Source organism: Pseudalkalibacillus sp. Hm43 (assembly GCF_054170705.1).
Genome location: NZ_CM135129.1, coordinates 2,780,548 through 2,794,853, shown reverse-complemented (window position 1 = coordinate 2,794,853; position 14,306 = coordinate 2,780,548). Strand labels below are relative to the sequence as shown.

9 protein-coding genes are annotated in these 14,306 nt (G+C 40.3%); 4 read left to right on the top strand and 5 right to left on the bottom strand.

Going from position 1 to position 14,306, the window contains the following annotated elements; genetic code table 11:
- Positions 1-127: 127 nt before the first annotated feature.
- From ACXQIQ_RS14660 to ACXQIQ_RS14640, 5 genes are all read right to left on the bottom strand, one after another.
- Complete coding sequence (locus ACXQIQ_RS14660; RefSeq protein WP_439301624.1) at positions 128-4,318, bottom strand: cell wall-binding repeat-containing protein; 4,191 nt, start codon at positions 4,316-4,318, stop codon at positions 128-130.
- 227 nt (positions 4,319-4,545) lie between these two features.
- Positions 4,546-6,576, bottom strand: a complete 2,031-nt coding sequence (locus tag ACXQIQ_RS14655; protein ID WP_439301625.1) for a cell wall-binding repeat-containing protein — start codon at positions 6,574-6,576, stop codon at positions 4,546-4,548.
- Positions 6,577-6,722: 146 nt separating this feature from the next.
- Positions 6,723-7,187, bottom strand: a complete 465-nt coding sequence (locus ACXQIQ_RS14650; protein ID WP_439301626.1) for a B-box zinc finger protein — start codon at positions 7,185-7,187, stop codon at positions 6,723-6,725.
- A gap of 187 nt (positions 7,188-7,374) precedes the next feature.
- A complete protein-coding gene (locus ACXQIQ_RS14645; protein WP_439301627.1) occupies positions 7,375-8,235 on the bottom strand; it encodes a C40 family peptidase in 861 nt (286 codons plus the stop codon).
- Positions 8,236-8,400: 165 nt separating this feature from the next.
- A complete protein-coding gene (locus tag ACXQIQ_RS14640) occupies positions 8,401-9,234 on the bottom strand; it encodes a hypothetical protein (protein WP_439301628.1) in 834 nt (277 codons plus the stop codon).
- A gap of 289 nt (positions 9,235-9,523) precedes the next feature.
- Here ACXQIQ_RS14640 and ACXQIQ_RS14635 point away from each other — a divergent pair, with 289 nt between their 5' ends.
- The 4 genes from ACXQIQ_RS14635 (at position 9,524) to ACXQIQ_RS14620 (ending at position 14,264) form a co-directional block, all read left to right on the top strand.
- Entirely contained in the window at positions 9,524-11,137 is a 1,614-nt protein-coding gene (locus ACXQIQ_RS14635) for a hypothetical protein (RefSeq protein ID WP_439301629.1), read from the top strand.
- 79 nt (positions 11,138-11,216) lie between these two features.
- The gene (locus ACXQIQ_RS14630) at positions 11,217-12,425 is read left to right on the top strand and encodes an ABC transporter permease (RefSeq protein WP_439301630.1); all 1,209 of its coding nucleotides are present in this window, start codon (positions 11,217-11,219) and stop codon (positions 12,423-12,425) included.
- Positions 12,422-13,570: an ABC transporter permease gene (locus tag ACXQIQ_RS14625; protein ID WP_439301631.1), complete on the top strand. Its 1,149-nt coding sequence runs from the start codon at positions 12,422-12,424 to the stop codon at positions 13,568-13,570. The genes ACXQIQ_RS14630 and ACXQIQ_RS14625 overlap by 4 nt, the downstream gene beginning before the upstream one ends.
- Positions 13,557-14,264, top strand: a complete 708-nt coding sequence (locus ACXQIQ_RS14620; RefSeq protein WP_439301632.1) for an ABC transporter ATP-binding protein — start codon at positions 13,557-13,559, stop codon at positions 14,262-14,264. The genes ACXQIQ_RS14625 and ACXQIQ_RS14620 overlap by 14 nt, the downstream gene beginning before the upstream one ends.
- Positions 14,265-14,306 lie beyond the last annotated feature (42 nt).

Sequence of the window (14,306 nt, the reverse complement as noted above, 5' to 3'; positions counted from 1 at the left end):
CCGGCTTTGAGTATTTTAAAAGAATTACTGTGTTTCATTTTGAACCTCACAAGTAAACCCGTTACTAACATAAGGTATGTTTTTTCATAGAAAAAAAGAGCGAGGGATTTCCCTCGCTCTTTTTCTATTAATCTTGTAACGCTTTACGAAGTTGGTTCTTAACTTCTTCTGATACCGCACTGTCTCCACCAAGAACGTGAACCGTTTGGATATCATTTGTTGTGTCATACTTCGTCAAGAAAGCTTTCACTTCTTTTGGAAGTTCTTTTGATTTCACTAGTACTAGCGAGCTGTCATTCATTGTTACTAGTGGAGTCGCAGACAATGCATCTGGGAAGTTATCTCCACTTGCTACAAACAGCTTGTTGGAATCTAAAGCAAATTGCTCTAAGATCGCAACTAATGTACCGTAGCGGTTAGCTCCTTTAAGTCGCTCTACCATACCTGCTACTTCTTCAGCAGCCTGGTAAGCAGAATCTTTCACCGCTGCAGTTCCTCCAAGAACGTATACATCTTCGTTCGTAAGAACTGCTTCCGCTTCTTTAGTCAGAGATTCACCATCAGTAAGGACGATCGGCATGTGATATTCACCAGCAACCGCTCCCGCACTTAGTGCATCAGCAAAGTTCTTACCGGTTGCAAGGAATACACCGTTACCTGACATAAATCCTTCATCTTGAAGTTTTTCAACGATTGCCATGTTGGTACCGTAACGGTTCTTTTGATCACCTGTACCAGCAAGACGCTCAATGTTGTTTTCGTCAATCTTCAATTCGTCAGTAAGTGTTTTTACAACGTCTTTCGATACAACACCTTCACCACCGACGATGATGACGTTTTCTGCTCCAAGACGAGTGATTTCATCCTTCACGTCTTTTGTAAGCCCTTTGCTACCAACCAATAGGATTGGTGCATCGTAATGAGCTGCGAGTGGACCAGCAGATAACGCATCAGGGAAGTTCCATGCAGTAGCAAGTATAATCGTTTTACTATCCTCTGCTACAAATCCGTCTGGATACATCGTTTTAGATGTTTCAACAGATGTTAGAATACGATCTTGCCCTTTGATGACATTGATCATATCCCCGACGATTTCTACTGGTAACAATGTCAACACTTCATCCGTATCAGCATCTTTCAAGAATACTCCAGAATAGAAATCTCCGCTTTCTTTAGGAGCCGTAATCTTAACGTCAGTTGTCAGCTTTTCACTTACGCCAAGTTTTACAACTTCATCAGAAGTTTCAACGGATCCTTTGCCTTTCTCACCTGGATCAAGCACTCTTGCTTCTGTCAATGTAAAGTCAATATCCGTTGGACCACCTGATACTGTAGAGTAACCGTAGACTGCAACTAGATATTCACCGTCTTCTAGGCTCTTGAAGGATACCTCTTCATCAGAGGAAGCAGATCCGGAAGAACCAATCATTACTGGCTTTCCATCAACCATTTTGTAGAACTCTAAATCTACATCATCACTTGGATTTGTAGGATTAGAAGTCTTCACAGTCAAGGAAACATTATTCTTAAGTGTTAGTGACTTAGTAAAGTAACCTTTGTTTGGAACAGTTTCACGAGTCTTCATGCTTTCAGGATTACTGAATGCAGCACCTTCTACCTTTACATTACGAGCATCTTTAAGGTAGTTATGGAAAGTAACAGATTCCGTTACTTTTTCTCCAGCTTTCGGCTGGTTCATTGTAATTTTACCCGGAGTTTTCGCTACTCCTTGTACGAAAGCATCAAGGGAGAACTTGTTCATTTCTTTTCCAGGTTGTGGCGCAAATGAACCGTATACCGCTACTTCCCAAACGCCTGGCTTAGGAGATTCAAATACATTTTCTTCTACACCAAGTCCGCCGTTGCCATAACCAGCATAACCCTGGTAACTACTCACTTCGTAACCGTCTGGGTTGAATACGATCATACGTACTCTACCTTGGTATTCTCCACTTTCCTTTAATGCACTTAATGCAAAACGAACTTTGTCAGCACCTGGTTTTACATCAAAGTAATAGCTCTTAGAACGTGAAGCTTGTACTTCACCTTCATAGCTATGACGGAAGTGGTTTTCAGCAGTGAATTGATCACCATGCACAATGGTTTGGTAAGAACGTGCTTCAACATATGGAGTAGAAGCATCATCAATTACTAGAGTACCTTCGTTTCTACCGACTTTTAGTGCATCTGTGTCATAATTCACCTTTACAACTTCACTCTTACCTGGTTCAAGTGTCATTGAAGATTTGGATGGCGTAAACCAACCTTCACTTGCTTTTAATGTAAGGTTCTTTTTCTCATCAGAAGTGTTCGTCACAAGGACTTCTACTTCTTCAGGCGTTTCACCGTTTCTTACATACAGGCCTTCACCACCGGATACTTTTTCTCCGTGGTAAACTGTTACATCTACTTCTTTCAACTCGTTGATGAAGTTGGATTTCAAGTAATCAAATGCAGCTGGTACATCAATTAAACCAGCACCTTGTTGAGTACGAGTGTACCCTTCCATTGGGTTTGCTGTTTGAATCAATGCTTCCCGAACTGTTTCGTAATTAAATGGTACACGGTCTGTTTCTGCTGCATCCTTTAAAGCTGCAACGACACCCGCTACGTAAGGAGCTGACATACTCGTTCCTTGAAGAACATCATAGTTCCCTAAGTGTGCAGGGTATGCTGCAAAAGATGCCCCTGGAGCTACGATATCAGGTTTTTGCATTCCATCCTCACGAGGACCGTTAGAAGAGAAGTACCATAAACCATCCGCAGGATTCGGGTTACCATCCTTGTCTTTTCCGTATGGATACGCTCCATACTCTGTTGCCCACATCGTACTGTTGATGTGTGCACCAACTGAAATCGCATCTGAACTTGTTCCTGGAGATCCTACTGTATCTGCCCCAGGACCGCTGTTTCCAGCTGAGATAACAAATACAATTCCATGATCTTCAGATAAGATGTTTACGAGTTGGTCATCAGCGTCTGTTCCATCATTCAAGTCAGGTTGAGAACCTAAACTCATATTTGCTACGTCTGCACCAAATCCACCTTCAGACTCAGGCAAGGCTGCATCAACCATAGAACTCATGATACTAAAAGTAGATGCTCCACCAGTAGCTTTAAATACTTTAAGTCCTACAAGCTCAGCCCCAGGAGCAACACCTTGCATTGCCACAGCACCCATACCGTTATCAACAGCTGGTCCATTCGCTGCAGTAATACCAGAAACGTGGGTACCATGTCCGTTTACATCGAAGAAGATGTTAACGAATGGATTGTCTGGGTTAACAGGATTCTCAGAACCTAGTGAATTTACTCGGAAATTCGCACCAACTTCATCATCTGAAGTATCTACGTCAAACGTACCCGCTTCGTTATTACCGAAAGCGACTTCGTCAGTGAAATCTTGGTCATTGTCTGTATCGATATATACTTTATCGTCTACAAGCAATACACCAAATTCATCAGTTGTGCCTTCCATTTCACCTTTCGAGTTCTTTACTTCTTTAGCATCCGTAACACCGTCTGCATTTAGATCTCCAGCGTACACATCAGGCATTAGCATACCGAAATGGTACTCGTCATCATTTGAATCGAGTCCAGTTGTATTGTATGTAGTTCCGTCAACATCAATTGAGTCCGCTTCTGTAATCGCTTCTCCAAAGAGTACGTCACCTTCACCAATAGGCACTTGGAACTCATTACTTTGATCGCCGATTGTGTAATCTCTTACTCCCACAATCTTTGATTCTCCATATTTACCATCTTCACCTAATTCTTCGGTGAAAGCTTCATGACCTGGGTCTGGACCTGAGTCAATAATCGCTACGCGGATTCCAGATCCATCATATTTATCGTGGAAGTTATCAACACCTGTTGCGTCGTGAGTTTCCTCCGTTGCAGGAACCACAACTTCTTCAGCAGGTTTATTCACAGGTTTAAGATCGGCATCGTCCACTTTTTCAAGTTTTACTTCGCCATTTTTACCTAATGAAGCTACTGCATCCAAGTGATAGACATCCAACACTTTGGCAGTAGGTACATTTGCAAGATATACATAGTTCTTGTGGTTATAAAGAACTTCTACTCCTAATTTTTTCAAATCAGAAGAAATATCTTTCTTCCCTTTAGTGACGATAACTAGTTCTTGGGTTTCATTTTGACTAAGTGCTAACGAGGAAATTTCTTGTGAAATTCCAGGTTTGAACTTTTTTGTTGCGTCTAATGCAGCATCGGCTTCTGTTGCACTGAATCCAGCAAAAGAAGAAGCCACAATTGAAGCACTCGCAACAACCGAAAGAAACTTTCTTTTGAATGTCATTCGTTTTCCCCCTATATTAATGTTTCTGACCGCAAAATATTACTAATTACCCCCCTTTCTTCAAAAAATAGTAAAAATTAGCACGATTCTATTTTATCTCCTATAACTTGCCAGGTCAATTGAAAATTCTAAATAAAACTATTTTTCAGATTACTTAAAACGACAAAATTTTCATTGAATTAAAAAGGTCCATTAGCCTATACTCCTAGATGGACCTTTCAGAATTATTATTTTGATATAAACTTTGAGTCAATCTCCCATGCTGTCGGAATAGAGATAGCGGCAGATCCGCCTAAGATTCTGTAATCAGAAACGTTATATCCTTTCATGAAATTGATGGAAGACTTGGTTGTTGTCGAAATGGTAGGAGAATTCGTCAAAAGCAGAGACGTCCCTTTAGTAGAAGCTAGTGCACTTCCCGCCAATGCATCCGGGAAGTCGTTTGCAGAAGCTATATAAATCTCACTATTAAACTGTTTAAAGTATTTCAAGACCTCATAATTTGTTTCATAGCGATCCTTACCTCTCAATCGAATAGGAGATGGTAGCTTCTTCGCTACATCATTACTAATCACACTGTACCCTCCAACGATAATCGTTTCTTGAATCTTATGCTTTTTCAAATACTGTTGGGTAGCGTCTGGTATTTTGTTTGAATTGACGTAAAGCACAGGGATTCCTAATTTTCCTGCTATAGGAGCGATTGATAAAGCATCAGGGAACTGTTGACCTGAAACGATAAACGCTTTTTTAGAAGCGCTTGTAGACGTTTCAGCAATTTTTACAGCTGTTTCGTAACGGTTCACTCCCTTTAACCTTACTGTCTTTAACCCGCTATTTTCAATTTTATTCTTAATAGAATCTGAAACCGCACCCGATCCTCCTAGTATCAGAACTTGATTGGCAGATAACCGTTTAGCTTCATCTACTATTTTCCCCACCTGGTTTTCATTACGAATCAATAATACAGGTGCTTCAAGTTTAGTAGATAGTTGAGATGCAGCTAGACTATCTGGAAAGTCGTTCCGTGTGGCAAGGATGATAAACTTTCCACTATGCTTATCCCCTTCAATTTCGATTACTTTATTTTCAAGCTCCGTCCAATGTGATTTAGAAATTTGTATACTTGTTTCTGTTGCATTAGCTCCATAGATCCGATTCTTTTCCTTTAGGTAAGCTAAAGCTTGATCAGTTTGAATCAGTCCTCTTCCTAACTCAGGACTGATTGGTTTTGCGGTACTTTTTATAATGTCTCTAAGTTGATCATTATGTAGTGTAGGCTGGTGTCGTATGAGCATCGCGGCTAATGAAGAGACCATCGGCGTCGACATACTGGTTCCTTCCATATAACCGTATCCACCTGGGAAAGTACTGAAAATTTCTGTACCTGGGGTAACGACATCAACTCCGGACCCATAATTGGCAAAATGCGCCTTTTCTTCTGTCCCCGTTTTAACTGACGAAACAGCCAATACTTCTGGGTAGGCAGCTGGATAGACGGTTCGATCCACATTGTCATTTCCAGCTGCAGCCACTACCAATATATCCTTGGAAGTTGCATATTGGATAGCTTCATTTAGAGCTTGGCTGTTATTGTACATTCCTAAGCTCAGATTAATGATATCCACATCCTGATCAACTGCGTAATAGATGCCCTCTATTACGTCAGACATGTCCCCTTTTTCTCCTTCCAAGACTTTTACAGGTAAAATGTTCACTTGTTGGGAGATCGCTGCGCCACCAACTTCATTATTCGTTTTTGCACCCACAATTCCAGCAACATGGGTGCCATGTCCATCTGTATCATCAGGGATAGTTTCTGGATTAAGAATATTTTTACCAGATAATACTTCCAAATCTTCATGGGTGTGATCAACACCTGTGTCTAGCACCGCTACTGTGACATTCTGTTTTGGTGAGAAGACGCCCCATGCGTTCATTACATTGATTTGATTAAAGTATGATTCTTGATAAGAGAAGTACGGGTCATTTGAAACATTTCCCATTGTATAAACTGGCTGGTCCAATTCCGCGTATTCAACAAGTGAGCTGTTGTTGAGTTCTTGCAGTCTTTTTTGAGCTTCCGACTTTTTTACTTCCAACTTTTTTAAGTCCGGTTTTCCAATTGATTGCGTAATAAAAGTATCTGGATTTTTATATTTTACGAGTATCTTGACCTCTTCTTCAGCAGAAACATTGTTATGTAAGAAAAACAAAAGACATAAACCTACTAAAATAGAAACCGTACGTATCTTCATTCTCGATGCCCCCAAATATTCTGATAATTATAGGATACATAATTTCGGCTTCGGTTTACACTATTTTTTGCAGTAGTTTAATATAAGGAGATTTATATGTTAAAAAAGATGACCATGAAATGAGTTCAAGGTCATCTTTAATATACTTACATTTTTCCCGCAGCTACTTGTTCGTTTGTAGTCTTTGAAATTTTTATTTCATTAATCATTCTCTTTATATGGAACGGTGTCATGAAAATACCAATTGCAGCAGATACGACAAATTTATACACAAAGAAAATTACCCACCCCATAATTGGAAGTATTAATATGAAGTTCGGTGTAATTTTGTTGACAGCCTTCCAACCTAAAGGAACTCCAGCAAGTATGTACCCCCATATGACAGCTGCCATGAATGATGAACTTAAACCAAAATTAAAACCTAAAATAAACAATACTCCTGCAATGATCAAGCTCTTTTTAGCGGATGACTTTGCTGAAACATTATTTGATAATAAACACTGCTCACAAAGTATTGCTTCAAAACGATCCGCGCATTCTTTACATAACCCTTTCCCGCAACCATGGCATTGTACAATGACATCTAGGTCATTATGCATGTAACACTTCAAACCCAATTCCCCCTTATTTTCTTTTATAGAACTTTTACACCGTTATTATCGACCTGCAATTTGTTTATTTTAGATATTTTTGTAATTAAATACTATTTTTATAATCATTTATACCTATATTAAAAGTATGTAAAAAGGGTTAAGATCCTAACGCCTTAACCCTCTATGAGATAATCTAGTTATATAATTATTTAGGTATCACTAATTGTTGTCCAGGGTGGATGAGTGATGAGGTCAGTTTGTTCACTTTCATTAATGTCTCGACAGATACACCGTATTTCTTCCCGATTCCCCATAGGGTGTTACCTTTCTGAATGGTATAAACGCTGTAGGAATGAACACTGACATCCTTATGCTTTTCAGCTCCAGGTAGTAGGATTGTTTGCCCCGGGTATATCCAATGGGATTTAATATCATTGAGCTTTTTCAACGTTTGGACATTTGTCCCGTATTGACGGCTGATGTCCCATAGCGTATCCCCTTTGGCTACGGTATGAAACTTAACAGACCTTACAGATACGTTCGAGTCTGAGTGATTGGCTTGCGTTTGACCTCCACCATTGATCACTTTTAATTGAGGAGCTTTGTTCACACTTGCTGAATCAGGTAACACTCTTCTTGCTGTAACATAACGACTGCTCCAGTAATAAGGTGAAAAAGGATTGGCATACCCGACTCCAGAGCTCTGCGCACCAATCATCTTTCCATTCCCCGCATAAATGGCCACATGATTGATTCGCCCATCAAAATCCGTATCGAAAAAAACTAGATCACCCGCTTGTAGATCCCCGCTACGAACTTTTTTTCCAATCGTCGCTTGGGCTCGACTCGTTCTCGGCAAGTTGATGCCGTACTGCTTAAATAGGAATGCTGTGAATGACGAACAATCAAAGCTTGAGGTATTTCCGACTGCTGAGCCATACCGATAAGGTGTTCCAAGATACCTCTTGGCTTGATTCACCACTTCCTCACCAGCATGTGCATATGCTTCACTCCCGACGCTCATGACAAACCCCGCTGCCAACGCACTCGGCAAAACCTTTTTCATCCGAATCCCTCCTGTTGTTTTTTCGACGGATATACGACTTGGACTCGGTTGCTTTATGCCTGTCTGTGTCGGAAAAGCCCTCTATTGCTCGGTCTAACTCAACTTATGCCGTTTAGCACCCAATTATCACAACATCCTACTTTTATCATAAAAAAAGATAGGAAATTATCTTGTCCTGGAACGAAGCATGAATACGACACTGATAGCTGCGATGACGATTAAAAACGAGAAGAATACATAAACCATTAAAGGAATTTGTTTCCCCTTTACGTTCGAAGAAGCAAGTTTCTTTTGAGTGGTCTCATTTGTTGTATTACTTTGGATCTCCACATCGCCTGCATTTGAGCTTGTGAAGATGGAATCCCCATTCATTTCGTCTCCGTTTTCATCTTCATCCTGACTTAAATCTCGATCTTCGCTTTCTTCCGTTTCTTCATCTTCTTCGTCGCTGGTTGACTGTTCATTTGATTCTTGATCTTCCTCAGTACTTGTATCTCGATCAGAATTTTGTTGTTCAGATTCTGGGTTTGTGACCACAGGTGGTTCAGATCCTTCATCTGGTGGTTCCGTAGGTTCAGGTGTAGTCTCTGGTGGATCTGGTTCAGGTTCAGGTGTTGGTTCTGGCTCTGGTGTAGGTTCAGGTGTAGGCACTGGATCAGGAGTCTTATTCTCTTGAACTACCGTGTATACTGTAATCAGTGCTGTAGAATATTCACCACTTGGAAGTGAAACCTCGAATTGTTGTCCACTGTATCTTACTGTATGGGTCGCTAGACCGGAAATTCCAAACTTATTTAATTCTTTTACATAGTATCCTTGAATGACATTTGTACATGGTTTGCTGGGCCGGGCTGGATTCTGAGGAGTATGTAGGCTCGATATGATTGTCATTTCACAAGTCGCTTGATTCGAGCCTGTCGCATAACCATTCGGCGGTGGAAAAAAGAAGATTGTTAACAACACTATGCTCAATAAATTGGTATACCATTTGTATTTCAAATTATCCAACTCCCAACCATCTAAATAACTAGTATTCTATTGTACCTTATCGGCTAAGTTAGTAATAAAGTTAAATAAATAGTGAATTAGTAAATTATTACTAAACCATTATATTGCTAAAATGATGGTTGAAACCCTTATATTGAGGGTGTAGGATTAGAAGGTAAAGCATTTTCAAAGAATTTCCTTAAATATGTCGAATGTTACAAATTTCATATCGAGAGCTTGTTCGCATGAATAAATTAGGAGATTCATAAATTGATAATACATACATATTAGGGGGAGAAAAATGTCTGCAACAATTGAACCATCTCAACAGTCTAAAAAAAGCAAAAAACCGCTTATTATATCTCTGGCTGTCATCGTTCTACTCGGAATCAGCGCAACGGTGTACGCACTCTTTTTTGATTTAAGTGCAAAAGAAACCTATTTCTTAGCTGAGAAGAAGACGATGGAACAAACGTCTGAAGACTTCAATCAAATGTTCGCCGTAAATAAAGACCTTGCAACAAAAACGTTGGAGGAACCATCTGATTCATCTGTGAATCTGAGTGTTAAGAGTGTTGAAGGGCTAGAAGCTATCGACCCGAACATTGCAATGTTCAGTTCATTTTTAAATCAGGTACAATTAAACATGTCCACAAAACTTGATCCGAAACAAAACATAGGTCTTGCAGAGGTGAAAGCTGGGATGGGCGGAACAGAGCTTGTTAAAGCGGAGGCCTATCAATCCGATGAAGTCGTCGGCGTAAATGTACCGTTGCTCTATAATCAGTACATGTATATGAACAATGAAGATTTCGGTAAAGTGATGAGTGAAATGGACCCTGCTTATGATGGACCGGAAAAATTGGATAACTTCGTCAAGCTGCAATTAGAAGCGATGCAGAACCGTGAAAAGATGAAAGAAAATGCAGAAGAATACGGAACATTCATCTTTGATCAAGTGAAAGATGAAAATGTTACGATGAAAGACGGAGTCGAATTTGAAGGTGAAAATTACCGTCAAGTAACACTCGAGCTTTCAGAAAAAGAAACAAAAGGACTACTGAAAGAATTATTGAACAAAGTCCGCAATGATGATGAACTTCTAGACCTTTACATCGGTCAAGATATGATGACAAGCTATATGAATTCGAATATGGATGACGTTGATTTTAAGGAAGAGTTTAAGAAAATGTTAGAAAACCTGGAAACAGATATTGACGATATGAAGTTTCCAGATGGACTAAAAAGTGTCATCCTTATTAATGATGATGACCTCATTGTAAAGCGGGATGTTTCTTTTAAATTTGGATCTGAACGAGAAGTTATTAATGCTGAAGTCTCCAGCCATTCATTACGCACTGATAACGTCGTAACAGATGGTAAATGGGAATTGAACATGTTCCCGGACGGTAGCGAGAAGCAGGAATATGTGAAATTCCTTCTCGAAATGAAGGGTGAAAACAAGGGCGAAAACGAAATGGTACGTGATATAAAAGGAACGTTCGCTGTTGCAGAAGCCGGTCAAGTAACCGGAGCTAATGTGGATGCGAGCTTGACAGGAACGCCTGAAGACATGGAAGTTCAATTCGAACTATCCGTTGAAAATGCGATGCAACCGATTCCGCCAGTAAAGGGACATTTTACTCGTAAAGTGGAAGATGATCTCGATAACGGAAACTACTCCACAAATGGAGAGTTTGCTTTAGAAATGGACCCTGGTCTCGGTTCACCAATTAATGTTGTATTCGATTACGAAGCAACAACAGCATTCAAGGAACAACTGAAGTTCCCGAATGTCCAGGAAGATGGTGTCAATGTAGCAGAATTGAACCAGCAGGAGAAAGAACAACTCATGATGGACATTCAAACACGCATAGAAGGTCTTATGATGAATGGACCACAACTTCCATTCTAATGGATGATTCTTATTGGCAAGTGCCTGAGTAACCTCTGCACTTGCCTTCTTTTTACATACTATGTTTAGGGGATAGGACATGAGGGCGATTACACTAGGAACCACACAGCTGAAACAGATCTTGAAACAGCCTGTTTCATGGGTCGTTTTATTCGTCATGCCAATTGCGCTTGTCGGCTTTTTACTGTATGGACTCGAACATATTATAAAAACTGAATCCCTCCTCCCTCCTTTCGATGTTGCCATCGTAGATGATGACAATACAAAGGAAACAAAGATCTTGATTCAACAGTTCCAAGATGACGATGAATTAAGCGAATTGATTACATTTCGAAACATGGATGAGGAGAAAGCCCAATCTTTACTCGAGGCAAATAAGATTGCAGCAATCTTGAAGGTCCCTGAAGGCTTTACAGATGGAATACGCTATGGTGAGAACAAACCTGTTACAGTGATTGGAAATGAGCAACGACCGTTCCAGGCTTCATTATTTCTCGAAATGATGAAAAGTGCTGCGGATTTGGTCAGCGCTGCACAGAGTGGAGTGAACACGATATACGACTATATGGTTGAGATCGGATATAGCGAGGATTACATCAATAGAGTCGCAAATGAAACCATAACGGATTTCACTCTATTTGCTTTTGGACGGCAGAACATGTTTGAAAAGGAGAAAGTTGAGTCTTTACAGGGGGTTGAACCTCTTGAATATTACAGCATCTCTGGTTTTCTATTCCTTTTGTTGTTCACTGGACTTCTTACCATGAGCTTGATTACCTCCTCAAATCGTCAAGTTGATGAACGCCTTCGTACTTTCGGCGTATCAGCTGGTTCTCACGTAGTGAGTACTTTTCTAACACAGGCTGTCATTTTAATGATGCAAGCCCTTATCATTCTCGGTAGTTTGTGGATTCTGACCGATCTGAAAATAACGGGTCACCTAGGTTGGAGTACTTTAACAACACTATGTGCAGTGTTGATCATCAGTATTTGGTATACGTTTCTGAGTAACCTTCCTCTAGGTGAAGGGATCCGTTTTTTTGTGGCTTTTGTTTTCCTCGTTATCTTCACTACTCTAGGAAGCTTAAGCTTACCGGAGTCCTATTTTACTGGAATACTTGAATGGGTGAACCTGTCCACGCTTTCCCACTGGATTCATAGTTTATTAGTCCATTCCTTCTTTATCGAAAATGAGGAGATCCTTTTTGCATGCTTAGGTGTACTTGGGGGAATGGGTGGAATCATGCTCTTCTCTGCATTTCTGTTAAGGCAGGTGAAACAAGCATGAGAATGTGGCATATCATTCTTACAAGATGGAAACTGATACTCAGTAACCGCTGGCAGTTCGTTTTCATGCTCATTTTACCGTTAGTCGTGTTTTGGACAGCTGAACAGCTCTTGAAACAAGGATCAGATGAATTGAAAGTACCTGTCATTATGGTCAATGAAGAGAATGATGAGACGGTACAAACCATTATTGAGCGAGTGAAGCAAAATAAAACGTTGAGGGTCATGGAACATTCTAAAACTACTGCGTTGGAAATGCTCGAGCGGAACCAGGCTGAAGCAGCGGTACTTTTTACAAAAAATCTAGCAGAACAGTTGAAACAAGGAAAGATTAAAAATGTCATTCACTTGTATGAAGCACCAAATGCCATATCAACCGGACTGATTGAGGAATTCGTCGCAAGTGAAGTCATTCGTCTTGCCAGCAATGGAAAAGCAGCGACCTACCTGGATGAGGAGTTTAATGGCGACAAGTTGTATGAGTATGCATGGAAGTATACTGATCAACAATGGGAGCCTCAGCCACTGATGACTGTAAGCTACGAATTAGACGGTCAGAGCGTAGCAGCAGAAAAACAAAGCTCAGATGGCTCCACTCTTCTATTCGGTTTACTTAGTATTTATATCCTCTTAATTAACTTTTATTTGCAGGATTGGGTGTTGACTGAACGAAGAAGCGGGATTGCATCCAGAACAAGGATGTTAGGTGTGAGCAAACTGACCAGATATATTTCTAACTTGGTTGGAACATCCTTCTTGCTCCTTTTGACATTATTGCCGGTGAGTCTTTATCTTCTCATTGGTTTCACTGATTTCTTTCAAAAAGGATGGATGATTGCCGGTTATCTATTTGCCTGTATAGGAATCAGCTTTTTCATAGCAAACCTTTTTACCGAGAAGATGTTTTACCACCTCACAGCTGTAGCTTTTACAATTGTAACGGGCATTCTTGGAGGGAGCTTCATCAAGCTAGAAGAATTTTCCGGAAGGCTAATGCTTGCAGCCGAGTATACGCCACAACACTGGTTATTAAGTGGTCTTATAAGTTCTGACAGTGGTACCAATTTGTATATTTTATTCTTTATCGGATTAGGATTGATCATATTTGGATTAGGAATCGGGGTTGTTCGGCATGATCGAAATTAGAAATGTCCATAAAAGCTATCAGCGGAAAGAAGTCGTTAAAGGGATCGACGTGATGATCCCCCGTGGGGCTCGTGTTGGCTTTGTCGGTTCAAACGGCGCCGGAAAATCAACTTTGATGAAGATGATCGCTACCCTTGTAAAACCTACAAGTGGTGAAATATTTGTAGATGGACAATCTGTTACGAAAAAGAAAAAACAACTGAGAAGACGCATTGGTTATGTGCCTCAAGAAATTGCCCTTCACCCAACTATAACTGTAAAAGACAATTTGAAATTCTGGGCTGGAATGGCGCCTGGCTCAGTCTCTGATCAATGGGTTTTGCAATTATTAGATATGGTTGGTCTGAACGAGAAATTGAACGAACGAGTCGATCGACTATCAGGTGGTATGCAACGTAAACTGAATATCATTATCGCCTTGTTGCATAATCCAGAACTGCTCATTATGGATGAACCGACTGTCGGGATCGATATACCTTCTAAAACTGATATCGTCGCTTTCTTGAAAGCATTGGGGCACGATAAGACGATTCTCTTTTCTTCCCACGATCTGCAGGAAATTGAGATGCTCTGTCACTATGTATTAGTGTTGGAGGACGGAGTTTTACGACATTTCGGCTCCATAAACGACTTACCTTCCACGCAAAATCCGACACAAGAGTTACTTAAGCATCTCCAAATCATACGTGTTTAAAGGGTTCCATCAAACGTTTGTTTAAAATAAATTTATTGGCTT